This window comes from Priestia sp. P1_B12_1 (assembly GCF_056406695.1).
The window spans coordinates 700,026-725,537 of sequence record NZ_JBFTZR010000001.1 but is presented as its reverse complement, the minus strand read 5'-3'; the positions used below and the strand labels follow the sequence as shown (position 1 = coordinate 725,537).

At 38.5% G+C, this 25,512-nt stretch carries 27 protein-coding genes and 5 tRNA genes; 28 read left to right on the top strand and 4 right to left on the bottom strand.

Annotation, left to right across the window (positions count from 1 at the left end):
• Nucleotides 1–56 precede the first annotated feature (56 nt).
• The 3 genes from AC1D0Y_RS03810 to AC1D0Y_RS03800 are packed head-to-tail and all read left to right on the top strand — an operon-like array spanning nucleotide 57 to nucleotide 2,085.
• On the top strand, nucleotides 57–836 hold the full coding sequence (locus AC1D0Y_RS03810) for a metal ABC transporter ATP-binding protein (RefSeq protein WP_013059209.1): 780 nt from the start codon (nucleotides 57–59) through the stop codon (nucleotides 834–836).
• Nucleotides 833–1,675 carry a metal ABC transporter permease gene (locus tag AC1D0Y_RS03805; RefSeq protein WP_013059208.1) on the top strand — a complete coding sequence of 281 codons (843 nt, stop codon included), beginning with the start codon at nucleotides 833–835 and terminating at the stop codon, nucleotides 1,673–1,675. Before AC1D0Y_RS03810 ends, AC1D0Y_RS03805 begins: the two co-directional genes overlap by 4 nt.
• Nucleotides 1,672–2,085 carry a Fur family transcriptional regulator gene (locus tag AC1D0Y_RS03800; RefSeq protein ID WP_013059207.1) on the top strand — a complete coding sequence of 138 codons (414 nt, stop codon included), beginning with the start codon at nucleotides 1,672–1,674 and terminating at the stop codon, nucleotides 2,083–2,085. The genes AC1D0Y_RS03805 and AC1D0Y_RS03800 overlap by 4 nt, the downstream gene beginning before the upstream one ends.
• 30 nt (nucleotides 2,086–2,115) lie before the next feature.
• On the opposite strand, the gene AC1D0Y_RS03795 is transcribed toward AC1D0Y_RS03800, so the two are convergent.
• Nucleotides 2,116–2,691 carry a 5' nucleotidase, NT5C type gene (locus tag AC1D0Y_RS03795; RefSeq protein WP_013085038.1) on the bottom strand — a complete coding sequence of 192 codons (576 nt, stop codon included), beginning with the start codon at nucleotides 2,689–2,691 and terminating at the stop codon, nucleotides 2,116–2,118.
• A 259-nt stretch (nucleotides 2,692–2,950) separates the two neighbouring features.
• Here AC1D0Y_RS03795 and AC1D0Y_RS03790 point away from each other — a divergent pair, with 259 nt between their 5' ends.
• Nucleotides 2,951–3,316, top strand: coding sequence for a G protein-coupled receptor family protein (locus tag AC1D0Y_RS03790; protein ID WP_013059205.1), 366 nt, complete (start codon nucleotides 2,951–2,953; stop codon nucleotides 3,314–3,316).
• Nucleotides 3,317–3,352: 36 nt separating this feature from the next.
• On the opposite strand, the gene ispG is transcribed toward AC1D0Y_RS03790, so the two are convergent.
• Both ispG and AC1D0Y_RS03780 read right to left on the bottom strand, forming a co-directional pair.
• Nucleotides 3,353–4,456: a flavodoxin-dependent (E)-4-hydroxy-3-methylbut-2-enyl-diphosphate synthase gene (gene ispG, locus AC1D0Y_RS03785; RefSeq protein WP_201763664.1), complete on the bottom strand. Its 1,104-nt coding sequence runs from the start codon at nucleotides 4,454–4,456 to the stop codon at nucleotides 3,353–3,355.
• Nucleotides 4,457–4,607: 151 nt separating this feature from the next.
• Nucleotides 4,608–4,940 (bottom strand): hypothetical protein, encoded by a 333-nt coding sequence (locus AC1D0Y_RS03780; RefSeq protein WP_013059203.1) that lies wholly within the window; start codon nucleotides 4,938–4,940, stop codon nucleotides 4,608–4,610.
• 76 nt (nucleotides 4,941–5,016) lie between these two features.
• Between AC1D0Y_RS03780 and AC1D0Y_RS03775 the strand changes: the two genes are divergently transcribed.
• A complete protein-coding gene (locus tag AC1D0Y_RS03775) occupies nucleotides 5,017–6,228 on the top strand; it encodes an MFS transporter (protein WP_028410630.1) in 1,212 nt (403 codons plus the stop codon).
• A gap of 147 nt (nucleotides 6,229–6,375) precedes the next feature.
• Here the strand turns inward: AC1D0Y_RS03775 and AC1D0Y_RS03770 are convergent, their stop codons facing one another.
• On the bottom strand, nucleotides 6,376–7,167 hold the full coding sequence (locus tag AC1D0Y_RS03770) for a DUF1189 domain-containing protein (RefSeq protein WP_477707343.1): 792 nt from the start codon (nucleotides 7,165–7,167) through the stop codon (nucleotides 6,376–6,378).
• Nucleotides 7,168–7,281: 114 nt separating this feature from the next.
• Here AC1D0Y_RS03770 and AC1D0Y_RS03765 point away from each other — a divergent pair, with 114 nt between their 5' ends.
• From AC1D0Y_RS03765 to AC1D0Y_RS03655, 23 genes are all read left to right on the top strand, one after another.
• Nucleotides 7,282–7,476 (top strand): hypothetical protein, encoded by a 195-nt coding sequence (locus AC1D0Y_RS03765; protein ID WP_034276871.1) that lies wholly within the window; start codon nucleotides 7,282–7,284, stop codon nucleotides 7,474–7,476.
• A 26-nt stretch (nucleotides 7,477–7,502) separates the two neighbouring features.
• Nucleotides 7,503–7,988 (top strand): DUF456 domain-containing protein, encoded by a 486-nt coding sequence (locus AC1D0Y_RS03760; RefSeq protein WP_013059199.1) that lies wholly within the window; start codon nucleotides 7,503–7,505, stop codon nucleotides 7,986–7,988.
• 62 nt (nucleotides 7,989–8,050) lie between these two features.
• Nucleotides 8,051–8,125, top strand: a tRNA-Asn gene (locus AC1D0Y_RS03755).
• 1 nt (nucleotide 8,126) lies between these two features.
• Nucleotides 8,127–8,200: transfer RNA gene (locus tag AC1D0Y_RS03750), tRNA-Met, on the top strand.
• A 40-nt stretch (nucleotides 8,201–8,240) separates the two neighbouring features.
• Nucleotides 8,241–8,315 (top strand) — tRNA-Asn (locus AC1D0Y_RS03745).
• Between the two features lie 3 nt (nucleotides 8,316–8,318).
• A tRNA-Ile gene (locus AC1D0Y_RS03740) sits at nucleotides 8,319–8,395 on the top strand.
• An 11-nt stretch (nucleotides 8,396–8,406) separates the two neighbouring features.
• Nucleotides 8,407–8,499 (top strand) — tRNA-Ser (locus AC1D0Y_RS03735).
• 197 nt (nucleotides 8,500–8,696) lie between these two features.
• Nucleotides 8,697–9,305, top strand: a complete 609-nt coding sequence (gene sodA, locus AC1D0Y_RS03730) for a superoxide dismutase SodA (protein WP_098965659.1) — start codon at nucleotides 8,697–8,699, stop codon at nucleotides 9,303–9,305.
• Between the two features lie 129 nt (nucleotides 9,306–9,434).
• Nucleotides 9,435–10,712: an MFS transporter gene (locus tag AC1D0Y_RS03725; protein WP_028410632.1), complete on the top strand. Its 1,278-nt coding sequence runs from the start codon at nucleotides 9,435–9,437 to the stop codon at nucleotides 10,710–10,712.
• 161 nt (nucleotides 10,713–10,873) lie between these two features.
• The gene (locus AC1D0Y_RS03720) at nucleotides 10,874–13,051 is read left to right on the top strand and encodes a peptidoglycan D,D-transpeptidase FtsI family protein (protein WP_098965661.1); all 2,178 of its coding nucleotides are present in this window, start codon (nucleotides 10,874–10,876) and stop codon (nucleotides 13,049–13,051) included.
• A 143-nt stretch (nucleotides 13,052–13,194) separates the two neighbouring features.
• Nucleotides 13,195–13,323, top strand: coding sequence for a hypothetical protein (locus tag AC1D0Y_RS03715; RefSeq protein WP_255256606.1), 129 nt, complete (start codon nucleotides 13,195–13,197; stop codon nucleotides 13,321–13,323).
• A 347-nt stretch (nucleotides 13,324–13,670) separates the two neighbouring features.
• The gene (gene pstB / locus AC1D0Y_RS03710) at nucleotides 13,671–14,468 is read left to right on the top strand and encodes a phosphate ABC transporter ATP-binding protein PstB (RefSeq protein WP_371264484.1); all 798 of its coding nucleotides are present in this window, start codon (nucleotides 13,671–13,673) and stop codon (nucleotides 14,466–14,468) included.
• 22 nt (nucleotides 14,469–14,490) lie between these two features.
• Complete coding sequence (phoU, locus tag AC1D0Y_RS03705) at nucleotides 14,491–15,150, top strand: phosphate signaling complex protein PhoU (RefSeq protein ID WP_013059193.1); 660 nt, start codon at nucleotides 14,491–14,493, stop codon at nucleotides 15,148–15,150.
• Nucleotides 15,151–15,343: 193 nt separating this feature from the next.
• A complete protein-coding gene (locus AC1D0Y_RS03700; RefSeq protein WP_028410635.1) occupies nucleotides 15,344–15,838 on the top strand; it encodes a DUF4912 domain-containing protein in 495 nt (164 codons plus the stop codon).
• A complete protein-coding gene (locus tag AC1D0Y_RS03695; RefSeq protein ID WP_217598389.1) occupies nucleotides 15,831–18,149 on the top strand; it encodes a glycosyltransferase in 2,319 nt (772 codons plus the stop codon). The genes AC1D0Y_RS03700 and AC1D0Y_RS03695 overlap by 8 nt, the downstream gene beginning before the upstream one ends.
• Nucleotides 18,146–20,425, top strand: a complete 2,280-nt coding sequence (locus AC1D0Y_RS03690) for a sugar phosphate nucleotidyltransferase (protein ID WP_286127746.1) — start codon at nucleotides 18,146–18,148, stop codon at nucleotides 20,423–20,425. The genes AC1D0Y_RS03695 and AC1D0Y_RS03690 overlap by 4 nt, the downstream gene beginning before the upstream one ends.
• A gap of 238 nt (nucleotides 20,426–20,663) precedes the next feature.
• Complete coding sequence (rpmG, locus tag AC1D0Y_RS03685) at nucleotides 20,664–20,813, top strand: 50S ribosomal protein L33 (RefSeq protein WP_013059189.1); 150 nt, start codon at nucleotides 20,664–20,666, stop codon at nucleotides 20,811–20,813.
• A 46-nt stretch (nucleotides 20,814–20,859) separates the two neighbouring features.
• The gene (locus AC1D0Y_RS03680; RefSeq protein WP_028410638.1) at nucleotides 20,860–21,426 is read left to right on the top strand and encodes a 5-formyltetrahydrofolate cyclo-ligase; all 567 of its coding nucleotides are present in this window, start codon (nucleotides 20,860–20,862) and stop codon (nucleotides 21,424–21,426) included.
• A complete protein-coding gene (locus AC1D0Y_RS03675; protein ID WP_028410639.1) occupies nucleotides 21,413–22,210 on the top strand; it encodes a DUF92 domain-containing protein in 798 nt (265 codons plus the stop codon). Before AC1D0Y_RS03680 ends, AC1D0Y_RS03675 begins: the two co-directional genes overlap by 14 nt.
• A 51-nt stretch (nucleotides 22,211–22,261) precedes the next feature.
• The gene (locus AC1D0Y_RS03670; protein ID WP_013059186.1) at nucleotides 22,262–22,438 is read left to right on the top strand and encodes a hypothetical protein; all 177 of its coding nucleotides are present in this window, start codon (nucleotides 22,262–22,264) and stop codon (nucleotides 22,436–22,438) included.
• Nucleotides 22,439–22,572: 134 nt separating this feature from the next.
• A complete protein-coding gene (locus AC1D0Y_RS03665; RefSeq protein ID WP_477707342.1) occupies nucleotides 22,573–24,093 on the top strand; it encodes a rhomboid family intramembrane serine protease in 1,521 nt (506 codons plus the stop codon).
• 181 nt (nucleotides 24,094–24,274) lie between these two features.
• A complete protein-coding gene (locus AC1D0Y_RS03660) occupies nucleotides 24,275–24,481 on the top strand; it encodes a YqgQ family protein (RefSeq protein ID WP_013059184.1) in 207 nt (68 codons plus the stop codon).
• 2 nt (nucleotides 24,482–24,483) lie between these two features.
• The gene (locus tag AC1D0Y_RS03655) at nucleotides 24,484–25,452 is read left to right on the top strand and encodes an ROK family glucokinase (protein ID WP_013059183.1); all 969 of its coding nucleotides are present in this window, start codon (nucleotides 24,484–24,486) and stop codon (nucleotides 25,450–25,452) included.
• Nucleotides 25,453–25,512 lie beyond the last annotated feature (60 nt).

The following is a 25,512-nucleotide window of genomic DNA, read 5'->3' as shown; positions in this document are numbered from 1 at the left end:
AGAAACCGTGCCCTCTTTTGTATGGAGAAATATAAAAAAAGAATGGTGAGGCGCATATGAATACACCTGATATCATTGAAATTGATCATTTATCATTTCAATATGATGGAGTGAATGTATTAGAAGATATAAGTTTTTCAATTCCAAAAGGAGCTTTTTTGGGTCTCGTTGGTCCAAATGGCTCTGGGAAATCAACGCTAATCAAATGTTTGCTTGGTTTGCAAAAACCATCTCAAGGTGCAATTCGTTTATTTGGAAAAGATCAGAGAAGGTTTAAAGAACGAAGTAAAATTGGATATGTATCGCAAAAAGCGAATAGTTTCAACAGCGGCTTTCCTGCTACCGTTTTTGAAGTGGTTTCCACGGGTCTTACTTCAAAATTAGGTTTGTTTCGCTTTATGAATGCTTCTCATAAACAAAAAGTAAAAGAAGCGGTAGAAGCAGTGGGGATGAGCGAATTTTTAAATCGAAACATAGGAGAACTGTCCGGTGGCCAGCAGCAGCGAATTTTTATTGCGCGCGCGCTTGTAAGTGAACCCGAGCTGTTAATTTTAGATGAGCCAACAGTCGGAGTGGATGCACAAAATGTGTACACTTTTTATGAGCTTCTCGAAAAGTTAAATAAAGAAAAAGGAATTACGCTTGTGCTTGTTACTCACGATATTGGCACTGTCTCAGAAAAAGTAACCCACGTTGCTTGTTTAAATAAATTTCTACACTTTCATGGGAATGCTAAAGAATTCGAACAGCTTTGTGAACATGACGTATCTATGTTTTATGGTCATAATGTTCATGTGTTAACCCATGATCATCATCATGGAGGGCAGCACGTATGATAAGCAGTTTATTTCAATTTGAGTTTTTACGAAATGCATTTTTAACCGGTATGATTATTGGCGTCTTAGCTCCTTTATTGGGCACATTCATCGTAGTAAGACGTCTTTCTTTAATTGCAGATGCGTTAAGTCACGTGACGCTAGCAGGGATTTCTGCGAGCTTGCTTCTTAGTCAGAAAATAGGGTTTATGCAAGGAGTGAACCCCGTCTATTTAGGGATGGTATCTTCCGTTACAGGCGCTCTTTTTATTGAAAAACTTCGAAGCGTCTACAAGCATTACCAAGAGCTGGCCATTCCGATTATTTTATCGGGCGGAATTGGGATTAGTGCAATTTGTATCTCGCTAGCGGACGGTTTTAATAATGATTTAATGAACTATTTGTTTGGAAGCGTAAGTGCGGTGAGTCGTTCGGATCTTTGGACAGTTGTTGTCATAGCCGTGTTTGTTATAGCTATTGTCTTTTTCTTATATAAAGAATTGTTTATTTTATCTTTTGACGAGGAGCACGCTTCTGCTTCTGGGATTAAATCGAAGTGGATGCACTTTTTATTTATTGTGATGGTTGCTCTTGTCATTGCTGTATCGATGCGTATCGTTGGTATCTTATTAGTGTCATCTCTTATGACTCTTCCTGTAGCAGCAAGCATTCGCTTAGCTAGAGGCTTTAAACAAACGATTCTGCTTTCGGTGATTTTTGGCGAAATATCTGTTTTAGGCGGATTATTTTCAGCGTACTACTTGGATTTAGCACCAGGCGGTACAATTGTTGTCATTGCTGTTGTTATTTTAATCATATCTATTATGATTAATAAAGGACGGAAGGGGAAACAAAAATGAATTTAACTGAAGCCATTCATTTATTAAAAGATCAAGGATATAAACATACAGGAAAGCGTGAAGAAATGCTTGCCCTGTTTTCAAAATCAAATAAGTACTTAACGGCAAAAGATGTATTAGAGTACATGAAGCCTGATTATCCTGGTCTGAGTTTTGATACAATTTACCGTAATTTATCATTGTTTGTGGAGTTAGGCGTACTTGAAATGACGGAGCTTTCGAGCGAAAAGCACTTTCGATTTAAATGTGCGACCGCCCATCATCATCACCACTTCATTTGTTTAGATTGTGGAAAAACAAAAGAAATTGAAGCTTGTCCGATGGAGTATGTAGACGAGGATTTGCGTGGGTACAATATTACAGGCCATAAATTTGAAATTTACGGTCAATGTATAGAATGTAATCAATAAAAAAGAGAGGGCGTTATGCACCTCTCTTTTTTATTTTTGCTGTTCTTTTAACCAGCTGGCTACCCACTGATCTGCTTCTAGCCAATTGTATACGCGAACCACTCCTTTTGGAACAGGTAAGCGATTATAAGGAGTATCAAATAAGATAACAGGGATATTGCATTCTTCACTGATTTCACAAGCATTATCATGTTTGTCTTCAAAAAAGATATCAACATCATATCGTTTTGCTGTCTCAACTTTAAAATGAGAACCCACTAACTCAATGTGATGAAACGATAGTTCATTTTTTTGAAACCATTCTTCCGTGACGTCCAATAGCTTATCGTGCCTTGCACTAATAAAGAATAATTCGTGCTTTTGATGCCATTTTTGCAAAACCGCTTTTGCATCGTCTGCAAGTGGAGAGGTTTCGTAAATAGAGCGTTCATTTGCTTTAAACCATTTCCCGAGTTCAGCAGGTGATACATTTACAAAAGGGCTGAAATCATATTCTGTAATGTCTTCAAGTGTTAAATTTAAGTTAAAGGCTTTATTTAAATGAGGAACAAAAGTTTCAGGAGAAGTAACAGTTCCATCAATGTCAATTCCAAACTTTTTCGTCAACTACGTGCACTCCTTTAATACGTTTATTCTACTCAGGTGCTTGATTATTCTTGTCTAGTGTAACATAAAGCCTAAAGAGAAACAGTAATACTTTTTATACGCCTTTAGCAAAACGTAATGATCACTGCACGGCCTGGTGATTGCGTCTGTACCTATTTCTTATAAGGGAGCGAGCGGCTGTATAAGATTAACACTTATAATTTTTCCCCGCATTCAGATACTATAAATGCTCCTTATTTACGAAAGCGAGGGATTAAGCATGGAGAATGAAGAACAAAGGCGTAGAAAAGATGTATATGAAGCTGATTTCATGGAAGAAACTGCAGCTGAAGTGGGCGTTCCTTACCGAGTAGGAGAGCCTCATGCAGAGCGTGAAGTTATAGATATTGATCGCAATCGCAATCATGAAGTCGCTGGACGAGGAGAAGGAACGGGATACGGTCGTTTCGCACTCGTGCTTTCGATTCTTTCACTATTCTTTTTACCAATTATTCTTGGTGCCGCTGGGATTATTCTAGGGTTTATCGCACGCAGAAAAGGAGCACTTACGCTAGGAGCATGGGCAATAGGGATCGGAGTTGTATCGATTATTGTCGGTACGTTTATATTACCGTTCTTTTCATAAAAAAAGCGAGGCGCATATGCGCCTCGCTTTTTTTAGTTATGATTTAGCTGCAGCTTTTTCAGCTTCTTGCTTTGCGTGATATTCAGCAGCAATTTTATCAATTTCTTTTTTTAGTTCCTCAACCATTGTTTCTTCAGGAACTTTGCGTACGATTTCGCCTTTGCGGAATAGTAGACCTTCACCGCGTGCTCCTGCAATCCCGATATCAGCTTCACGAGCTTCACCAGGACCGTTTACAGCGCAGCCAAGTACCGCTACTTTAATCGGTGCTTTTACAGTTGAAATATACTCTTCAACTTCATTAGCAATGCTAATTAAATCAATTTCAATACGTCCGCAAGTTGGGCAAGAAATAAGAGTTGCCGCATTGGAAGCTAAACCGAATGATTTTAGCAATTCGCGCGCAACCTTTACTTCTTCTACAGGATCCGCACTTAAAGAAATACGTAATGTATTTCCGATTCCTTTAGATAAAATAGCGCCAAGACCTGCTGCACTTTTTACAGTTCCTGCAAATAATGTACCCGATTCTGTAATTCCTAAGTGAAGAGGGTAGTCAAATGCTTGAGCAGCTTTTTCATAAGCTTCAATTGCCAAGTTAACATCCGATGCTTTCATTGAAACGATGATGTCATGGAAATCAAGGTCTTCTAAAATTTTAATGTGATGAAGTGCACTTTCTACCATGCCATCTGCTGTCGGATAGCCGTATTTATCTAAAATACGTTTTTCAAGTGAACCAGCGTTAACTCCAATACGAATTGGAATATTTTTAGCTTTTGCAGCATTTACAACAGCTTCCACTTTTTCACGGCGACCGATATTACCAGGGTTGATACGGATTTTATCCGCTCCGCCTTCAATAGCTTTTAATGCTAAGCGATAGTCAAAATGAATATCCACAACTAATGGAATGTTAATGCGTTTTTTAATTTCAGGGATTGCATCTGCTGCGCGCTCGTCTGGACAAGCAACACGAACAACTTGGCATCCTGCTTCTTCTAAACGTTTAATTTCTGCAACCGTTGCTTCAACATCATGTGTCTTAGTGGTTGTCATACTTTGAATAACTAACTCGTTGCTGCCTCCGATTGTTAAATCTCCAACTTTAACCGGGCGTGTTTTTGTACGATGTATAATTTCACTCACGTGATAATCTCTCCTTCAAAATGAAATCAAGAATTTGAATTCATTAATAGAATAACTCTTTATGAACAAAATAACTAGTAGAAAGTACTACCTTAGCTATTTTAACAATGACTATCCCATCTTGACAAGAAGAATGCTGTCATTACTTGTAAATAGGGAACTTATACGTTTTTCCAATTTGAATATCCTCAGGCGCTGTACCGTTATTTAACTTTTTGAAGTCTGTAATCATTTGGTTCATAGAAACCGGTATCGATTTTTTTGTAAGCTCCTCAATGACGGATAAAACTGTATCGCCTGGCTTAATTTTTATTTTTGTATAGGTGGAAGAAGAGCTGGCGGCTTTTGTTTCTGCAGGCTGCGCTTTGCTGACTTGAACTGCTTCAGTAGCAGTGGGAATGGTCCCGTATTTAATGTCGTAGTGACAAATATATCCGATAAAAGCGAAAGCGGCTAATGCACATAGCTTTTTCATTATGCTCCTCCTTCATTCTTTTGCTTATGTGTAAAGCCTATGCTTGTCTTACTTAAATATGATTGGAGAACGAAAATTGAAAGGAAAATTAATGATTGTTTCATTAGGCTTATTGCCTTTAATCATGGTGCTGGGAAATTCCATGCTCATTCCTCTGCTGCCAAGCATTCAAAAGTCACTTCACTTAAGCGGAGTTCAAACCAGTTTGATACTGAGTGCATTTTCGATTCCAGCCGCATTGTGTATTCCTGCTGTAGGAATTTTATCAGACCGGTATGGGCGTAAAAAGTTAATCATATATTCACTCGTCATGATGATAATAGGCAGTGTCATCGCTGCTGGTAGTGCTTTATTCTCTTCTGGAAGCTTTGCTGTGTTGATGGCAGGCAGAGTCATTCAAGGGATTGGAGCTGCAGGTACTACAACGTTGGCAATGGCATTAACTGGAGATGTATTTACAGGGGAAAAAAGAGCAAAAGTCCTCGGGATTTTAGAAGTGTATAATGGAGTTGGAAAAGTGGTTGCGCCGATAATTGGAGCATCGGCAGCACTCGTCGTATGGTATGCCGCATTTTTTGTCTATCCTTTAGCTGCAGGTGCTGCTTTAGTAGGTATAGTGATGTATGTGAGAGAAGGGAAAACAGGCTCGGATTTAGTATCTGTTCAAGAATATTTAAAGAGAGCCATTGGGATTGTCTATGATAAAAGAAAATCGCTTTTTCCTTTATTCTTTGTGGGGGGATTGGGGTTATTTTTATTATTTGGCATTTTATATTACTTATCTTTTCTAATAGAGGAAACGTATCATATAGACGGTTTTTTTAAAGGAACCGCTTTTTTATTTCCTCTTGGTGCGATGACGCTCGTTTCTTATTGGACGGGTCAACGCATCAAAACAGATGTAGAGCTCATGAAAAAATTAATGATAGTAGGGATAACTCTTTTATTCCTGATGTTTGGAGTATTAACGATTATTTATACGCTTCCTGTGCTGATGTTTTGTTTGACAGTCGCCTTTGGCGGCTTAGGATTTGTTCTTCCGTGTATTAATATGATGATTACTTCAGCGGCTTCAGACGAAGAAAGAGGGTTTATTGTATCCATTTATGGAACGGTGAGATTTTTAGGAGTAGCGTTGGGACCTGTTGTTTTTGAAGTGTGGATGCACACTGAAAGGCTGATGTTTGTTTATAGCTTTATTCTGCTTACAGCAGGAGGTTTGTGGGTTTTGTATCAGTTGAAAATTCTTCCTTGTGCAATGGGAAGAAGAAAAGTTGTACCGAAATAAAGAGGCTGAGACTTAACTACATCACTCCAATCACCAGCTAGAAGCAGCCGCATACATGAAACCTGCGTTCACCATATCAATAAAAAAATCCAAAAGAGGTGGATTCTCTATCAAGAATCTAGATTCCTCGTTTGGATGTTCCTTCAACTAAGATACGTTTGTCCCAGCATCTTTATTAGTTTTTACTTTTTTTCTTATAGGAACCCTTGTGACGAGCAACAAGTAAATGAAGAATGTTCCTATCCAGTAAAGAGAGCTATGTAGTGCTAGAGACAAAGAAAAAGCTTCAAAAAGCGTATACAGCAGCGTGAAGGCTACTGTACTATAAGCGCTCAGTGCCCATAGCTGCTTGAAAGGAAGCTGCTTTTTAGTAATGAGTCCAATCAGTTTCCCAAGATAAGCAAGGCAGGTAATAGAAAGGAAGTTTAGTCCAGATGTTAATACGTACAGTAAAAGCATAGCGATAGGGACAAGTATGTATAAAGAAAATTTTTGTTCGTGCAGCAAGTTTAGCAGTTCATTTTTATCTTTATGATGCCAGTTTAGCAACTCATATGAATACGTTTGTGTTTGTGAATTAGTCGTGATGTAAATTCCATCCTTTAAAAAACCAATGGCATGAGCAGGGGAATGAAACCGTTCAATAGACTGTGAGGGGTTTAAGATAAAAGCGGTACCATTTACTTTTTTTGTGAAAGGTTGACTTGACGTAAGCTGTGAGTTTGAAATAGAAAAAGAAGAAACAGATTTCGGAAGATCTGTAGTAGCGATATGATAGCCATTTACAATCGTCAAAGTCATAAAGAAAAATGTAGGCAGCAAAGAAATAAATGTTAAAAACAGCACAAAGCCAATTGTTTTATTCGTATGCTCAAAGCGAAGCGACCTTATTTTTTTGAAGGAAGTAAAACTCCATGCCATCTTTTTCAGCATGCTCATTGTAAAGCCTCCTCTTATTGAAGATTCTGGTTATATCTTATTTTATAGCGAAAATTTAAGGTTTACAATAGATTTTAGAAACCGTTACCAATTACAATGATGCGGTGGAGCGTTTTGTCACAAGCACATCTTATGCGTATATGTACAGGTTTCCCTGTCATTGTTTTTGGGGGATATTACGGGCAGCTTGAGGACCGTGCTGTTAATATTGCAGAGGTACACTCAAAAATCGTATTCGAAAGTAAAATAAAGGAAGGACTCGTCGTGCAAGGTCTTTCTTTATGGGAGTGGTTATTGTATGATAAATAGTAATAATAAAAAGGATAGGTGCGGGCATGGCTATTTTATGTTGGGCATTAATTATCATTAGCTTTGTTGTATCGTTTGTTGGGTTGGTTTATCCCATCATCCCAAGCGTGCTATTTGTAGCTCTGGGATTTGTTATATACGGTTTATTTTATGATTTTAGCTCCTATAGCTGGTTATTTTGGGTGATACAAGGATTGTTAGTTGTCGCACTTTTTTTAGCAGACTATATAGCTAATATTATTGGTGTGAAAAAATTCGGAGGCACTAAAGCAGGTGTTTGGGGAAGTACAGTTGGGCTGCTTGTGGGTCCGTTTGTCATTCCGGGATTTGGAATTATTTTAGGGCCATTTATCGGAGCGATTGTAGGAGAACTGATTGTTCATCGGACCACAATTAGCAACGCAGTAAAAATTGGAGTAGGTTCGGTTATTGGCTTTTTTAGTGGCGCTATTTCAAAAGGATTTATTCAACTGCTGATGATTGCCTATTTTTTATACGCTGTTTTAAAATAATATATTGACTTTAGGCTAGAAACATGTTAAATTTTTAATGTCGCTAGTAAATGTTATATTGTTCCACAGTAGCTCAGTGGTAGAGCTATCGGCTGTTAACCGATCGGTCGTAGGTTCGAGTCCTACCTGTGGAGCCATGGCGGTGTAGCTCAGCTGGCTAGAGCGTACGGTTCATACCCGTGAGGTCGGGGGTTCGATCCCCTCCGCCGCTATTTTCCAATTTGCGTTTGTGACATACATAATTCATATTGTTCCACAGTAGCTCAGTGGTAGAGCTATCGGCTGTTAACCGATCGGTCGTAGGTTCGAGTCCTACCTGTGGAGCCATGTGGACCCTTAGCTCAGCTGGTTAGAGCAGACGGCTCATAACCGTCCGGTCGCAGGTTCGAGTCCTGCAGGGTCCACCATTTATAGGGTTGGAGGAATACCCAAGTCCGGCTGAAGGGATCGGTCTTGAAAACCGACAGGGGTGTTAAAGCCCGCGGGGGTTCGAATCCCTCTTCCTCCGCCATACTATTGTCTATTCAAAGCTTCTTTTGAGAAAAAGAAGCTTTTTTTATGTTTAAAAGAATAGCGAATGGGAATTAGGTAAATATAAATCATGGATTAGGAACTTTTTATTTGAAACAGTAGGGTAAATTTGCTAATCTAAACGTATATGGTGCTTTTGCGCCAAAATGCTTACATATTTTGAAGGAGGAATTATTCATGGCTTACAAATTACCAGAACTACCTTATGCATACGATGCACTGGAACCACATATCGACAAAGAAACAATGAATATTCACCACACAAAACATCACAACACATATGTTACAAATCTAAACGCTGCTGTTGAAGGCAAAGCGGATTTAGAAAGCAAAAGTATTGAAGAGTTAATTTCAAACTTAGATGCTATTCCTGAAGATATCCGTACAGCAGTACGCAATAACGGTGGCGGTCATGCGAACCACTCATTATTTTGGACAATCCTTTGCCCTAACGGCGGCGGTGCTCCAACTGGTGAATTAGCAGACGCTATCGCTAGCAAATTCGGCAGCTTTGATCAATTCAAAGAAGAATTTGCAAATGCAGCTAAAACTCGCTTCGGTTCTGGCTGGGCTTGGTTAGTTGTAAACAACGGCGAATTAGAAGTAACAAGCACACCAAACCAAGATAGCCCATTAATGGAAGGCAAAACGCCAATTCTTGGTCTAGACGTTTGGGAGCACGCTTACTACCTAAATTACCAAAACCGCCGTCCAGATTACATTTCAGCATTCTTTAATGTTGTAAAATGGGACGAAGTTGCTAAACGTTACGACGCTGCAAAATAAGCTGAAGACGTATTTAAGAGCCAGTAAAGTAATTATTACCTTTACTGGCTTTTTTGTTTTCCAATTCTTTTACATATCTCCTTTTCTTTTTCACACACTAGGTGTAGAAGAGAAAAGGAGTTTTTTGATATGCCTTTATTAAAAAAAGTAGTTGGAGATGTAGAAGTTAGTAAAGATTTACTTTTGCTTTTAATTATAGGCGGTCTTTATGCCTTGGCTATTTCAATTTCCAATTCGTTTGTTAACATTTATCTGTGGAAACAATCAGGCGAATTTTCGGATCTCGCTATTTATAATTTAGCGGTAGTGGTGCTTCAGCCGCTTACGTTTATTTTAGCAGGTAAATGGGCCAAACGAATTGACCGGGTTGTGGTTTTAAGATTAGGTGTATCTTTTTTAGCTGTTTTTTATATCGCTGTATTAATCAGTGGAGCTAACGCAGCCCAGTATTTAGTATTGCTTGGTGGACTTCTGGGTATAGGATACGGCTTTTATTGGCTAGCTTTTAATGTGCTAACTTTTGAAATTACAGAACCTGATACAAGAGACTTTTTTAACGGATTTTTAGGGATCTTAAACTCTTTTGCAGGGATGATTGGTCCTTTAGGAGCGGGCTTTGTTATTTCCGCTTTGTATGAATCACTTGGGTATAAAATTGTGTTTGGTGTATCGCTGCTATTGTTTATCGGTGCCGTTGTGCTTAGTTTTTTTATTACAAGACGCGCAGCGGAAGGAGTATACAAATTTAAAGAAGTATGGGCTGAACGAAAAGTCAATAAAGACTGGAATCGAATATTGCAGGCTCATTTCTTTCAAGGGTTGCGTGAAGGTACGTTCATTTTTGTTGTATCCGTCATGGTATTTATTACGACGGGAAGTGAACTAGCTTTAGGAACATATGGACTGGTGAATTCAGCAGTTGCGTTTGTAGGATACTATGTTGCCTCAAGGTTTATTAAGCAAAAAAATCGCCTTCGATTTATCTTCGCAGGGGGCCTCCTTCTCTATGGAGCAGTCTTTTTGCTTATCTTTAACTTATCGTATCCAAAGTTAATTATATATGCTGTTTGTATTGCCATTGCTTATCCTATTTTGTTGGTTCCATTCATTTCTCTAACGTACGATGTGATTGGGCGAGCAAAAGACGTTGTTTCAAAAAGAATTGAATACATTGTTGTCAGAGAAGTATTTCTGAATATTGGACGCGTCGCTTCCATATCTTTATTTTTAATAGCTGTACTATTTTTTGATGAAGCAAAAAGTATTCCCATTTTATTAGCTATTGTTGGAGCAGGGCATACGATCATTTATTTTTGTGTGAGACATATCTCACAGCCTCTGCACAAAAAAGAAACGACTGTTACTCCTCCGGTATTAAATGAAGGAGACGGAGAGTCTCCAGCTTAGAGTATTGTGAGTTCCTTCATTTGTACTATGGAAAATGCTTCGCTTTTCTTTTAGAATAAATACGTTGTGTAAATAGGCACCTGCCAGGTGTCTATTTATTTGCTAAATAGCTGATTTTATGGTGTTATGGTATATATGTTTTATAAAGTGTAGGTGTTGGTATGAAAAAGAAAAAAAGAAGAAAAAGTCACGTGCCTTTTCGTGTGAACTTACTTTTCTTGACCGTATTTGCCCTATTTTCCGTATTAATTTTGCGGTTGGGACTTGTTCAAATTGTATACGGTGAGAATTACGAACGAGAAGTCGAAAAAACACAGGACGTTACGGTCAGTACGCCTGTTCCTCGAGGGAAAATGTACGATCGTTATAACCGCGTAATTGTAGATAATACCTCTTTAAATACAATTACATATACTCGTTTTCAAGGAAATACAGCTGAAGAAAGGCTGCGCATCGCTAAAAAGTTAGCCACTATGATCGATGTTCCTTACACCACAAATGTGATTGATATTCCGGAAAATAAAAAGAATAAAGATGCTAAAAATGTGGTAAAAATTACAGAACGCGATATGAAGGATTATTGGATTATGCTTCACCCTAAAGAAGCGGAACAGAAAATTACGCAAGCTGATCGCAAAAAAGTTCAAGATGGTGAAATGACTGATGACGAACTGTATCAACGTCAGTTAGACCGCATCTCTAAAAAAGATTTAGAAAGTCTAAAGAGTGATTTAGAAGTTCTCGCTATTAAGCGCCAAATGGAGGCAGGTTACTCTAACACCCCGCAAATTGTTAAGAGCGGTGTGACAAATGAAGAGTATGCCGTTGTAAGTGAGCACTTAGATGAACTTCCAGGTGTTGATACAACAACGTATTGGGATCGCTCATACCCAGAAAACAGTACTCTTCGCACTTTGCTTGGAAATGTATCATCTGCCAACGAAGGACTGCCTAAAGATAAAGTACAGTATTACTTGTCAAGAGGCTATAGCCGAAATGACCAAGTTGGGACGAGCTATTTAGAGAAGCAATACGAAGCTCAGCTCAGCGGTCAAAAAGAAAAAGTCCAATATGTAACAGATAAAAAAGGAAATCTCCTTGATACAATTCAAGTGTCTAAAGGTGAACGCGGCAGTGATTTGGTTTTAACTATTGATATGGAGCTTCAAAAAGCGGTAGAAAAACAAATTACCGACCAGCTTTTAGCCAAAAAGCAAATGAAAGGAACGCAATTTTTAGACCGTGCTTTTGTTATTATGATGGATCCTCACACAGGAGAAATTTTAACAATGGCAGGTAAAAAATACACCATTGATAAGAAGACTGGAGCGCCTAAAATAGAAGATTTTGCATTAGGAAATATTTCAACATCTTATACAATGGGCTCTGTTGTAAAAGGAGCAACGGTTTTAGCCGGCTTAGATTCAGGAGCTATTAAGCCAAACACAGTGTTCGTTGATGAACCGTTAAAAATTAAAGGAACACCGGTTAAAAAATCAGCTGAGGCTGAAGGGCTAGGACCCTTAACGTATTCATCTGCGTTAAAATATTCATCCAACGTATTTATGTTTAAAACGGTAATGGCTATGGCTGGGTTACAGTATCATAAAAACATGACTTTACCGATTAAACCTGATACATTCAGCGAACTGCGTTCTTACTACAGTCAGTTCGGCTTAGGCGTATCAACAGGCATAAACCTTGATAACGAATCAACAGGTGTCCAAGGCGGAAGCGATGTTCCAGGTACGGCGCTTGATTTAGGAATTGGTCAGTATGATACGTACACGCCGCTGCAGCTTGTTCAATATACTTCTGCAATAGCTAATGGAGGGTATCGCATTAAGCCGCAGCTAGTAAAAGAAATCCGAAAACCAACGATTAAAACCGATGAAATTGGCGGTACGCAGCATTCATTTGAACCTGATGTGTTAAATCGTATCACGATGAAAGAAGAATACATTAAAGATGTTCAAAGTGGCTTTAAGCGCGTTACTCAAGAACAAGGCGGTACAGGGTATGCAGCTTTCCATACAGCGAACTATAATCCTGCTGGTAAATCAGGAACGGCACAAGCCTATGAGAAAAACCCAAGCGGAGGGGATCCGATTAAAGTTAATAATTCAAACTTTGTGGCCTTTGCTCCGGCGAATGATCCTGAAATTGCAGTAGCTGTAGTGGTACCATCGGCATTTGTGCCAAGTGCACCAAATACCATTACAAAAGAGCTTGCTCGTTCTGCGCTGGATACGTATTTTGATTTAAAGAAAAAAGGTGAACAAGAAGTAAAAGACCAAGAAGAGAATCAACAGGCTGTCATTGCAAACGACGCCAATTAAAGAGGCTGGAATAAAAGCATATTAGTTAAAGTAAGATCCGAACGAAGTTGATTAAGAATCAGCTTCGTTCGGATTTTTTTATTGGTAGAGTGAACGTAGATTTCGTGTAGGTAGGCCCTTTTAGCGATTGATTGGAGGGCAAGGTGAAGACTTCTGCAGGGAAAGCGAAGCGACGAGGAGGCTCACCGGCTGTCCGTGAAACGAAAATCAACAGCGGTATCGGAAGTAATTCATACTGGCTTATTAATCCAATCCACCCACCTTTAGATTGAATTAATTTAGTTATGTCTCTACCTCTTCTTTTTTTGTTAAAAATCTTTACATATATGGTTTTTTATTGAATTTAAGGGTCGTAAGAACTAGTTTTTTACCTAAAAAACACGCAGATAGACCTTCGTTTACAAAAGCTTTACATTGAGTTAAAACACAATTAATAGTCGGCTATTATTCTGTAAGTGTAAGGGTTAATAGAAATGATCAAAATAAGGGGAAGCGTTTCGGCTTCTCGTATTTATTTACACTGATAGTAAACAATAGATATTAAATAGACATAGAGAGACTTTTATTGTGCTCAAAACGGTTAAAGACGATGAAGGAGGATTATCCAATGGCAATAACAATGGAATTGACTAACAAAGAAAAAGTAGATACTCCGCAAACAAAAGAAATTGTATATAAAACAAAAGGTTTGAATTTATGGTATGGCAACACACATGCCTTAAAAAATATTGATTTAGACATTCATGCTAACGAAGTTACCGCGATCATCGGTCCATCAGGCTGCGGAAAATCAACATATATTAAAACGTTAAATCGTATGGTAGAAATGACTCCAATTGTCCGTACATCAGGTGAAATTGAGTATAGAGGGAAAAATATTTTTGATAAATCGTACCACGTGGAAGAGCTGCGCACGCAAGTAGGAATGGTTTTCCAAAAGCCAAATCCGTTCCCAAAATCTATTTATGATAATATTGCCTACGGCCCAAGAATTCATGGCGTTCGCAATAAGAAAAAACTAGATGAAATTGTTGAAAAAAGTTTACGAGGAGCAGCTATTTGGGACGAAGTTAAAGATCGTTTGAATCAAAATGCGAATGGGTTGTCAGGTGGACAACAGCAGCGTATCTGTATTGCGCGCTGCTTGGCTATTGAACCCGACGTTATTTTAATGGATGAGCCTACTTCTGCACTCGATCCAATTTCAACATTAAAAGTAGAAGAGTTAGTACAAGAATTAAAGAAAGACTTCAGCATTATTATTGTTACACATAATATGCAGCAAGCGGCACGTATTTCAGATAAAACAGCATTTTTCTTAAATGGAGAAGTGGTAGAGTACGCAGAAACAGATAAAATCTTCTCAATGCCATCTGATAAACGCACAGAAGATTATATTACAGGTCGTTTCGGTTAAGACATACAAGGAGATGGGATGAGTGGTTGTACGCGAAAAGTTTCATGGTGATTTAAAGATATTACGTGAAAAATTATTAGAAATAGGGCGTTTAACGCATGAGGCGCTATCAAAATCAATTGAAGCGTTGCAAACAAGCAATGTTGAGCTGGCGCTAGAAATTATCGACGGCGATTCATACGTAGATGACTTAGAAGAAGAAATTAATGACCTAGCTATCTTACTGATTGCAAAGCAGCAGCCCGTGGCTATCGATTTAAGACGTATCATTGTGGCAATTAAAATTGCTTCGGATGTTGAGCGTATGGCAGATTTTGCGGTTAACGTAGCAAAATCAGCTATACGAATTGGAAACGAAGAATTAATTAAGCCGTTAGAACATGTAAAGAAAATGCACGATATTTCGATTGAAATGTTGAGCCTTTCGTTAAAAGCTTATCACGAGGAAGATCTTGTGCTGGCTAAAAAAGTAGCGGAAATGGACGATCAAGTGGATGAGCTTTACGGAATAACAATCAAAGAACTTTTAAGTCTTGCTAAAGAAAAGCAGGAGGCTATGAACCAAATTACGCAGCTTTTATTTGTAGCCCGCTATTTAGAGCGTATGGCTGATCATACCACTAACGTAGCAGAAAGCGTATTTTACCTTGTAAAAGGCAAACGCTACGACTTAAACGAATAGTAGAAAAACCTCTTCTAATAAGCGAAGAGGTTTTTTTGTTAGTAAATTATAATTACTACGTTAACCTGAATTTTTAACACAAATCGACAAATTGCGTTTATTGTGGCAACTTTTTCTGAATGGTAAGATGTTAATAAGTTTATACGGCATTTATATGTAGAAAAAACATTCTAAGAAACGAAGTGATAAAACAGTGGCTGCTAATCTTATTCAAAACTTAAATGTGTGTATAGCTACTCAGCTTGACTCATCTCGTATTTATGTTCATTGGTCGTTTTCTGAGCATATTCGAGAGATGGTAGAAAGTATGTTTTCGACACGATGGGAAGAATTGAATCTAGCTATGTGTACGTATGATATAACAGGTCTTCATTTTAACGGGCATGAATCAAACCGCTATTATATGAAAGGCCTTACTCCTAAGCAAGACTTCATGTTTATGAACAGCTTGGAAAGTGAGCGCACGTATGTAATAGATATTGGCATTCAAGATAAAGAAGGAAGTTTTTTTTCCCTTCTTCGTTCGAATCCGGTTTATTTGATGAAAGAACAACATGAACAAGTGAATGTAACTTCGTTGAGCTGGATGTACGAACCTGTAAAAGTTCACCAGGGTGTTCAAAATGAATTTAGCACATATTCCTTATATTCAAATGACTTGGAGCAGGTGAAAAAGCAATATGAATAGTGATGACTGTATTCTTTTAACTTATATGCATTATCCCTTGCTACATGTATTTCAAGCAGAGAGCGAGTATCCGCTGTTTGAACAAGTAACGAACGAGTTCATCCCTTTTTTAGATCAAATTGAGTCTAAGAAATTGATAGGTGCAACAGCTGTGATGTCTTGTGTATTTTTGAACGCATTAAACGACGAGGCGTTTAACACTCGTTACGCGCGGTATTTACACCAGTTTTCAAGCCGGCAGCATCAGAGAGCACTCACTTTTTTAAAAAAGTGGAAAGGGAGCTTGTTCTCAGCCTGCAAATATTTCTTTCAACATGACATGATGGAATGTATTCCTACTACCGTAACGAACGCGTTCGTTTCCATCCTTAAAACCGAACAAACATTAAATCTCCAAATTACAGAAGCAATACGTGTTTTTCAACAGTTTTTTGAAAAAAAGCCCGTCGGTTTTTTTATACAGCAAGGAGAATATACTCATCAAGTAGATATGCTCCTAAAATCTCATGAAATACGCTATACCTTTGTGAAGTCATCAACAGATGAACTAAAAAAGTCGCCTGCTGGCATTATCTTGTTTCCATATCCTAAGCAAGGAAAACAAATTGAGGAAGGAACCATGAATAAAGCGAGCGCTGTTTTGGATTTGAAAGCTAAGGACACGCTTGGCTTTCAGCGAATGCAAGCAGCAAGGGGTACATTTCAATATCCTTTAGACTACGCGAGGGATATACAGTTTCACCAAAACGAAACTCTTGCACTCTACGGTGCAACAAAAAGCGCCGAATTTGTCAGTCAGAACAATCAATTGTTTATTTCAACTGTACAGAAGTCAGAGGCAATGCTAGATGTTATCGATTCTAAACATCCTAGCGTGGTGAATGCTATCTACCGACAGTGGCTTCTTTTAAGCAGCAGCGATTGGCTTTATAACTTTGAAAAAGTCAGAGATGAATACGAAAGGCAAGTAAAACTATTTGATTTTCTTTGTCACGAAAAGAATCCAAGGATGGATAGCGAAAACAGTTTTCTTTCAGTCAGTTCTTTTTTATACCCTACAAAAGAGATAGAGCCGGCAGCTTTATCAGTAAATCAATATAAAGGCGGTCTCTCCATTTTAATGCTTGCATGGGAATTCCCTCCTCTAGTTATCGGAGGACTTGCACGACATGTATTTGATTTATCCAGAGCGTTAGCAAAGGCGGGCCATCACGTTAGTGTATTAACAACATATGTAGAGGGGCTGCCGGAATATGAGCGGTTATACGGTGTTCATGTTTACCGAGTTAAAAGCCTGCAGCCTCATCATCCGGATTTTTTGACATGGGTAAACAGTTTGAACGTGGCTATGGCTCTTAGAGGACTGCAATTAGGCTACAAGCTGTCTTTTGACGTTATTCATGCTCATGACTGGCTTGTTGCCTCCGCTGCAAAATGTTTAGCGGATAAAACGGATAGACCGCTAATTACGACCATTCATGCGACAGAACATGGGCGCAATAATGGTATTCATAATGACATGCAGCAGAAAATTCACTTGCAAGAAGAGGAGCTGATTCGACAATCAAGCTCAATTATTGTCTGCAGTGACTATATGAAGAAAGAATTAATCACTTTATTTCACGTAGAACAAGATAAAATTGCTATATTTCCAAATGGAATTGACAAGCAGCTGGTAGTCGACGCAGTAAATGAGCGGTTAAAAGAAAGTTTACAAAAGAAATATAATTTTAGAAAGGCCCCTATTATTTTTTCAATTGGACGAATTGTATATGAAAAAGGATTTCAGCTATTTATTGAAGCAGCGGAACTATTTAAGAAAAAACAAATAGATGTTCAATTCGTTGTGGCGGGAAAAGGACCTTTACTTCATGAGTTTCGAACACAGGTAAGTGAAAAGCAATTGGACAAATACGTGTATTTTATTGGATACATTACCGATAACGAACGAAATCAGCTTCTTCAAGCTTGCAAAATGGTTGTTTTTCCAAGTCTATATGAACCTTTTGGAATTGTGGCTTTAGAGGGGATGGTAGCCAAGAAGCCAACTATCGTTGCCGATACAGGAGGTCTAAGCGATATTGTTTCACATTTCGACACGGGCCTGACGTTTGCCCGAGGAGATACGCTCGAATTAATTAACTGTATTGAATTTTTGTTAAAAAATGAAAAAACGGCTGCGAAAATCAGCGAAAATGGGTATAGAAAAGCAACAACTATGTTTAGCTGGGAAAAAATCGCTATTGATACAAGTAAGCTGTTTCAACATCACATTTGCCAGGATAAAAAAAGGAGGGAGGCAAAAAATTGAAAGCCATTATACTTGCTGGCGGTAAAGGAACAAGACTGCAGCCCTTGACCTATACGATTCCAAAGCCTATGCTGCCGCTTTACGATAAACCTGTGATGGAATATAGCATTGAGCTGCTTAAGAAACATGGAATTACAGAGATTGGGATTACGCTGCAGTATAGGCATGAACAAATTATTGAATACTTTGGGGATGGCTCTCAGTGGGGAGTGACGCTTACTTATTTTATCGAAAAAGAGCCTCTTGGAACGGCGGGCGGAATTAAGCGAGCAGAGGCCTTTATTGAGGAAGACTGTATTATTATTAGTGGAGATGCCTTAACAGAAATTAATCTTCAAGACGTTATTCATTTTCATTATGAACAAAAAAGCGAAATGACCATTGTTACAAAAGAAGTAAACGACGTGCGGGGTTATGGAGTGGTGACGATAGATGAAGGGCATCGAGTCACCGAGTTTGTAGAGAAACCGACCTACGAACAGGCCAATAGCCGATTGATTAATACGGGAGTGTATGTGATCAAAAAATCCGTTTTTAATTACGTGAATTCTTATGGTCCTACAGATTTTAGCTTTGACATTATCCCGCTTCTTTTGGAATATAATCATACTGTGTGCAGTTTTGTAACGGAAGATTATTGGATTGATATTGGGCAAATCCACCATTATCGTCAAGCACACTATGATTTGTGGAGCAAGTGGTTTGGCAATAGACAGGAAAGTATTATCTCAGATGACGCGCTCATAGAAGAAGGGGTGACTGTTTACGATCCGGTTTACGTAGGAGAAAATGTGGTGATTAAAAAAGGTGCTTCAATTGGTCCTTACACGATTATTGGAACCAATAGCATCATAGAAGCACATGCTGCAATCGATAAAACGATTTTGCTTCAAAACGTAACGGTGGGGGCAGAATCGTTTTTATACAACGCTACGATAGGTCCCTATGTAAATGTTCAAGCAATGACTACGTATGTCCAAGATACAGTAGCTGAAAATCAAGTGCTACCCCAACTTTCTGTAAAGCCAGATGTTTCTATCTTCAAAAACGGTCGCTTGTATGTACATTCATCTGTTGATCGAGAAAGACTATACAATGCGTTATTACTTGTATGCAAACATCAAGGGTCGTTCTGTCTAGCAAGCGATGATGAAGGAGAAGCCACTCAGCTTCGCAAAGAATGCTTTTCTTTTTTACGAAGTAATCATTCAGCTGTGTATGATATTAAAAAAGAAGCTCTTCCGGTATTTCGATATTACATGATGACTTCACAAGCGAGCATTGGTATTTATATTGGTGTGGATAGCAAAAACAGCAGCCTGTTTTTAGAAATATATGATGATAAAGGGCAATTAGTTAATCAGCTTATTGAAAAAAAGATTGAGCGGATGTACCTTCAAGCTAAAAAAGCAAGCGTAACGACTTCTGTTTCATTTAAAGAAACAAGCATAGGAAATATCAGGAGAGAATATTGTGATGCTTTAGTAAAATCAATTAATCAGCATGCTTTATTAGAAGACAATATGCGGATTGGCGTGATCTGTTCGCCGTTTATACAGGAAGTTGTCGAATTATTATGTAAGCGTCTTCGTGTCCACGTTTTATTTTTAAACAAATGGGAGAAAACAGAAGAACCGAAACGAATAATTAAACGAAATAAGCTGTCTTTTTGTATTCAGATTAAAGAAGATGGAGAAACATTTGCTCTATATGATGAAAAAGGCTGCAGCGTAAATGACTCAGAAATTATGTCGCTTTATATTTATAGCGTATACATGACAAAAAAAGTAGCATTCGTTCCTATTCCTATACACTATTCATCCACACTAGAAACATTTGCTCAATCTCTCAATCAATCATTTATGAGGACAAAAGCAAAAAAACGTGATTTGCTTAGTCTTTTAGGGCCTGTTCAATTTCAGTTGGATGCCATGTACGCTTTATGCCAGCTGATCGAATTAATTATGGTGCAACAGCGGAAAATTTCTGAAATGATTCAATATGTCCCGCACGCTTATATGAACTGGCGGTATATTTCATGTCCGCTAGAAATTCAAGAACAAGTGATGAAGAAACTATTAGAAGAAGCAATCGGTAAACAAGTGTATGTCATTGATGGCTTGAAAATTTATCATGATCCTCATGAATGGACGCTTATTTTGCCCGATGGTCACTTGCCTGTATTAAATATTTATTCCGAGGCGTTAAACACTCAGACTGCCAAGAAGCTGTCGGCATATTTTGTAGAAAAAATACAAGAGTATCAAAGAGTGTAAATAATGGATTTTATTTAAAAGAAAGGAAGTGCGCCTCTCGTAAAAAGAGTTCCGTTTATTTCAAGAAACTTCATATATAAGGTGCAGCAGAGAAGGAACTCAGGGCTCTAAGAGGAAAGAAAAAGTGAAGAAATGAAATTAAATGACTTTCTTCAAAAAAACAGACTGGCATTTCCTTTCGAAAAATGATATTATATTAAAGTCTGATTTATGTTTATAATGTTTGGAGGGAAAATAGATGCGCGTAAACGTTACATTAGCTTGCACTGAAACTGGTGACCGTAATTACATTACAACTAAAAACAAGCGTAATAACCCAGATCGTCTTGAGTTAAAAAAATACAGCCCAAGACTTAAAAAAGTTACACTTCATCGTGAAACAAAGTAAGCAGTAGGAGTACAATCCTGCTGTTTTTTTTATAGGGGGAATTAAAATGAAATCTCATCTGCGCAAAGAGATGAAGGGCGTTCTTAATTTAATTTCTGAAGAGCAGCACGAGGCACATTCAACAAGCATAGCAAATGCACTGTATGAAACTTGTTTATGGAAAGAAGCTAGAGTCATTGCAGCTACAGTTTCAAGAAATAAAGAAGTTAATACGAAAGCCATCATTGAACGTGCTTGGAAAGATGGAAAGAAAGTAGCTGTTCCAAAATGCAACCCCACAACATCTCAAATGGTTTTCTACGAGATTACGAATTTTTCACAGCTTGAAACAGTGTACTACGGGTTAGCCGAACCAATTGTTGAAGAAACTGTTCCCGTTTCAAAATCTTCAATTGATTTACTCCTTGTGCCTGGCGTGGTATATAGCAAAAATGGATATCGTATCGGCTATGGAGGCGGCTATTACGATCGTTATCTAACAGATTATACCGGACAGAAGCTAAGCCTCGCGTTTGATTGTCAAGTCGTTTCAGAGGTCCCATATGAATCTCATGATATTCCCGTTGAATATATTTTGACAGAGAAGGAGCTTATTTGCTGTGAATCCGTTTGATGCTGTCATGATAATTGTAATATTACTCATGGCAGGAGCAGGCTACATAGCAAAAGCACTGACAGTATCGGGAGCCTGCATGTCTTTCATCGTAGGAGCGAGCGTTTATATTGGTTTTTCGCTTCAAGGTTTTTTACTCTTACTCTTATTTTTTAGCACTTCTACGTTGTGTAGTAAGTACAAAAAAGAAAAAAAACGCGCACTAGAAGAAAAGCTAGAGAAACACGACAGGCGAGATTATATTCAAGTCCTTGCTAATGGAGGTGTAGCTGCTGCTTGCGGTTTGTTATATGCTGCAACAGCTTTTCCTGTTTACATGTGGATGTTTATGATCAGTATCTCAGCTGCTAATGCGGACACATGGGCATCTGAAATAGGATCTCTTAGTAAGAAGCCGCCGTTTTACCTTTGGACATTAAAGAGAGTAGAAGCGGGTACCTCAGGAGCCGTTTCACTTTTAGGTACAGCAGCCGGAGCAGCCGGAGCTTTTCTTATCGCTGCCGCTTGTTATTTTGCTTTTCCATCCGCATCGCTGAGTAGTATATTGCTAGTCGGGTGCTTTGGTTTTATTGGAAACGCTATAGACACTCTTCTTGGAGCAAGTGTGCAAGTTCGCTTTCGCTGTCAAAGCTGCGGTATTGAAACGGAACGGAAAGATCATTGCCGTAAGCCAACGATAAAAGAGAAAGGAATAACTTTCTTTAACAATGATGTTGTAAATCTTGCCGCTATTTTGCTTGCTGCTTTTACAGGCGGAATCCTTATCCTGCTTTTACCTATATAAGAGCATAAAATGTTCGTCATAGGAGCAAAGTAAACATAAGGAGGCTTGAAAATGAGACATATTGTATTAGTACTTACGCTTTTAGTTGTTGGAACGCTGGGCTATCAAATGAGATACCGTGTTTTAAATTCGCTGTTTGGAAATTCATTTATCCGCAGTCTAGCTGTTCGTTCATTTTTTAATTTGCCGTTTGTTCGGGATCGTTTAATGAAGCAGGTCTTCCGCTAAGAGCGAAAGATACATAAAAAACACCTTACCGACCTGTAAGGTGTTTTTTTGTAGAAAAAGAAAAAGGGAAAATCGTTGCTTTTTTCCTGGCTTTCTGCCATCTTTACATATAGAGAGTATGAGGAGGTGACTATTTGTCTAGGCAAGATTTTTATTATTTGCAGCTGGCACAGCAATTGCTTGGCCATTCTTCATATGAGCTGATTTCGATGAAAGCTGATGCTTCTGAGCTATGGTTTCAATCGTCGCATCGTAAAGATAAGTCAATTGTCCGCATAGTCCGCCGGAATTTTAAATCAGCCGTTGAGCAGCAAAAAGATGTATTGTATGCATTACAAAGAGCTGAGAATGTGCGAAAGCAGAGAGGTAAATCAACGCTTACTCTTAACACGATTTACTTTGCTGATTTTGATCCTTTTTATATAGAGCAGTCCTTAGAAAGTGCGCCGAGTCCCTCTAAAGTGAATAGTTACGTTGAACAACTAACGGCAGAGAAAGCAAGCGCTTATGAACCTTTATTCGAACGGCTAGGTCTTACATTAGAAAGCGCAGACAATTTCTCTTCCGAAGAAGAAGCACAGCGAATAGAGAAGTGGAAACATAAAATTGTGCTTTTTGTACAGAAAAAACAAAGCGAAGAACAGCAAATAGCTGGATACGGGAAGCCTATTTTTACATATATATTTTTAGCGCTGCAAATCTTAATGTTTCTATTTCTGGAGTGGAAGAGCAGTACACAAAATACGCTCACTCTGATTCAATACGGAGCTAAATACAACCCCTTAATTATGGAAGGCGAATGGTGGCGTTTTTTTACACCTATAATTTTGCATATAGGACTTCTGCATTTGCTTATGAATAGTGTAGCCCTTTATTATTTAGGAACGCTTGTAGAGAGGATATATGGCAGCGGACGTTTTGTCTTTATTTATATATTTGCCGGGTTTGCAGGATCTCTAGGAAGTTTTATATGGAATACGTCCATTTCCGCAGGAGCCTCAGGGGCTATTTTCGGTTGCTTTGGAGCTTTACTGTTTATAGCAAGAACAAATCCACGCTTCTTTTTTCGAACAATGGGGTCGAGTTTTATTGTCATCATTGTGATTAACTTGATTTTTGGATTTGTTGCGCCGAACGTCGATAATGCAGGACATATTGGCGGTTTGGTTGGCGGATTTTTAGCTGCGAGCATCGTCAGTTTACCGAAACAAAAAAAGCTGTATATTCAGATTCCGGCTTTCATTTGCACGCTTTTATTAGTAGGAAGTCTGCTTTTTTATGGATATCATGAGCGTTCTGTTTATCAAGATGAGCCCTATGCACTCAGCGTAGCGGCTACGTATCTTCAACAGAAGCAGTATGAAGAAGCAAAAGATGCCATTAAGCTTTTTGTTGAAAAAGGAACAGCAAATAGTAACGTGTATTTCGTCAGTGCTAACGCAGAATTTTATCTTGAAAATTATAAAAAAGCTAAACAGCAATTAAATCAGGCTGTAAAGTATGATTCAACTTTTCATGAGGCGTATTACAATTTAGCTCTGGTGAATATGAAACTGAATGATATTCCAGCGGCCACACAAAATATCGATAAAGCAATTGCGCTGGAACCGCAAAATGAAAAATACGAAAAGCTGAAGCAAGAGATAGGAAATTAAAACTGTTGAATGACGAATTTAATATTTTATACTTTACTATTGTGAGAACGTTTACTAGAATATTAATATGTAGACCTAGCAGTGGGCGTTAAATACGGCCGCTGTTTATGACTGAATGACTGTTGAGTTATCTCAAAATAAATGAATCATATCACCTAGAAAATAGGATAAAGGTGACAGAATGAATACGTTATATGATGTACAACAATTATTAAAGTCCTTCGGCATTTTTATATACGTGGGCGATCGTATTGCTGATTTAGAGCTGATGGAAGCGGAAGTAAAAGAGTTATATCAGTCTAACTTGATTGATGTACGTGATTACCAAATGGCAATTCTTTTGCTTCGTCGAGAGTTAAAACAACAAAAAGAGAAAAAGGATGAATGAACATGGATGACAAATGGTTAGTTGGAGTTGATTTAGGCGGTACAACAATAAAAATGGCCTTTATTAATCATTATGGAGAAATCATTCACAAGTGGGAAATTAATACGGATGTGAGCGAGCAAGGCCGTAAAATTCCAACGGATATTGCAAAAGCAATTGATAAAAAGTTAAACGATCTTGGAGAAGTAAAATCAAGGTTAGTAGGAATTGGTATTGGTGCACCGGGGCCTGTCAACTTTGCAAACGGTTCGATTGAAGTAGCTGTCAATTTAGGTTGGGAAAAATTCCCTATTAAAGATATCTTGGAAGTAGAAACTTCTCTTCCTGTTGTAGTAGACAATGATGCAAACATTGCAGCGATTGGAGAAATGTGGAAGGGTGCTGGAGACGGAGCAAAAGATTTACTTTGCGTTACGCTTGGCACAGGCGTTGGCGGTGGCGTCATTGCAAACGGTGAAATTGTACAAGGCGTAAATGGAGCCGCTGGTGAGATCGGGCACATTACTTCTATTCCTGAAGGCGGGGCACCGTGTAACTGCGGCAAAACCGGCTGTTTAGAAACCATTGCTTCAGCAACTGGAATTGTACGTTTAACAATGGAAGAATTAACGGAAACGGACAAACCAAGTGAGCTTCGCACAGTGTTAGAACAAAATGGACAAGTTACATCTAAAGATGTATTTGATGCAGCTCGTTCAAAAGACGAGTTAGCTATGCATGTTGTAGATAAAGTTGCTTTTCATTTAGGTCTAGCACTAGCAAACTCTGCTAATGCATTAAACCCTGAGAAGATCGTTCTAGGCGGCGGTGTGTCTCGTGCAGGCGAGGTATTACTTGCACCGGTAAGAGATTATTTCAAACGTTTTGCATTTCCTCGCGTAGCGCAAGGTGCTGAACTAGCAATCGCTACTTTAGGAAACGATGCGGGAATCATTGGAGGAGCTTGGTTAGTTAAATCTTATTTTGAATAATAAGCAAGAATCTAACTGAGATAAAAAAGCGCTTTGACATTTAGTCAAAGCGCTTTTTTA

Coding starts and splice junctions, on each gene's coding strand:
- AC1D0Y_RS03810 (WP_013059209.1), top strand. CDS start 57: ATGAATACACCTGATATCATTGAAATTGATCATTTATCATTTCAATAT.
- AC1D0Y_RS03805 (WP_013059208.1), top strand. CDS start 833: ATGATAAGCAGTTTATTTCAATTTGAGTTTTTACGAAATGCATTTTTA.
- AC1D0Y_RS03800 (WP_013059207.1), top strand. CDS start 1,672: ATGAATTTAACTGAAGCCATTCATTTATTAAAAGATCAAGGATATAAA.
- AC1D0Y_RS03790 (WP_013059205.1), top strand. CDS start 2,951: ATGGAGAATGAAGAACAAAGGCGTAGAAAAGATGTATATGAAGCTGAT.
- AC1D0Y_RS03780 (WP_013059203.1), bottom strand. CDS start 4,940: ATGAAAAAGCTATGTGCATTAGCCGCTTTCGCTTTTATCGGATATATT.
- AC1D0Y_RS03770 (WP_477707343.1), bottom strand. CDS start 7,167: ATGAGCATGCTGAAAAAGATGGCATGGAGTTTTACTTCCTTCAAAAAA.
- AC1D0Y_RS03760 (WP_013059199.1), top strand. CDS start 7,503: ATGGCTATTTTATGTTGGGCATTAATTATCATTAGCTTTGTTGTATCG.
- sodA (WP_098965659.1), top strand. CDS start 8,697: ATGGCTTACAAATTACCAGAACTACCTTATGCATACGATGCACTGGAA.
- AC1D0Y_RS03725 (WP_028410632.1), top strand. CDS start 9,435: ATGCCTTTATTAAAAAAAGTAGTTGGAGATGTAGAAGTTAGTAAAGAT.
- AC1D0Y_RS03720 (WP_098965661.1), top strand. CDS start 10,874: ATGAAAAAGAAAAAAAGAAGAAAAAGTCACGTGCCTTTTCGTGTGAAC.
- pstB (WP_371264484.1), top strand. CDS start 13,671: ATGGAATTGACTAACAAAGAAAAAGTAGATACTCCGCAAACAAAAGAA.
- AC1D0Y_RS03695 (WP_217598389.1), top strand. CDS start 15,831: ATGAATAGTGATGACTGTATTCTTTTAACTTATATGCATTATCCCTTG.
- rpmG (WP_013059189.1), top strand. CDS start 20,664: ATGCGCGTAAACGTTACATTAGCTTGCACTGAAACTGGTGACCGTAAT.
- AC1D0Y_RS03680 (WP_028410638.1), top strand. CDS start 20,860: ATGAAATCTCATCTGCGCAAAGAGATGAAGGGCGTTCTTAATTTAATT.
- AC1D0Y_RS03670 (WP_013059186.1), top strand. CDS start 22,262: ATGAGACATATTGTATTAGTACTTACGCTTTTAGTTGTTGGAACGCTG.
- AC1D0Y_RS03660 (WP_013059184.1), top strand. CDS start 24,275: ATGAATACGTTATATGATGTACAACAATTATTAAAGTCCTTCGGCATT.
- AC1D0Y_RS03655 (WP_013059183.1), top strand. CDS start 24,484: ATGGATGACAAATGGTTAGTTGGAGTTGATTTAGGCGGTACAACAATA.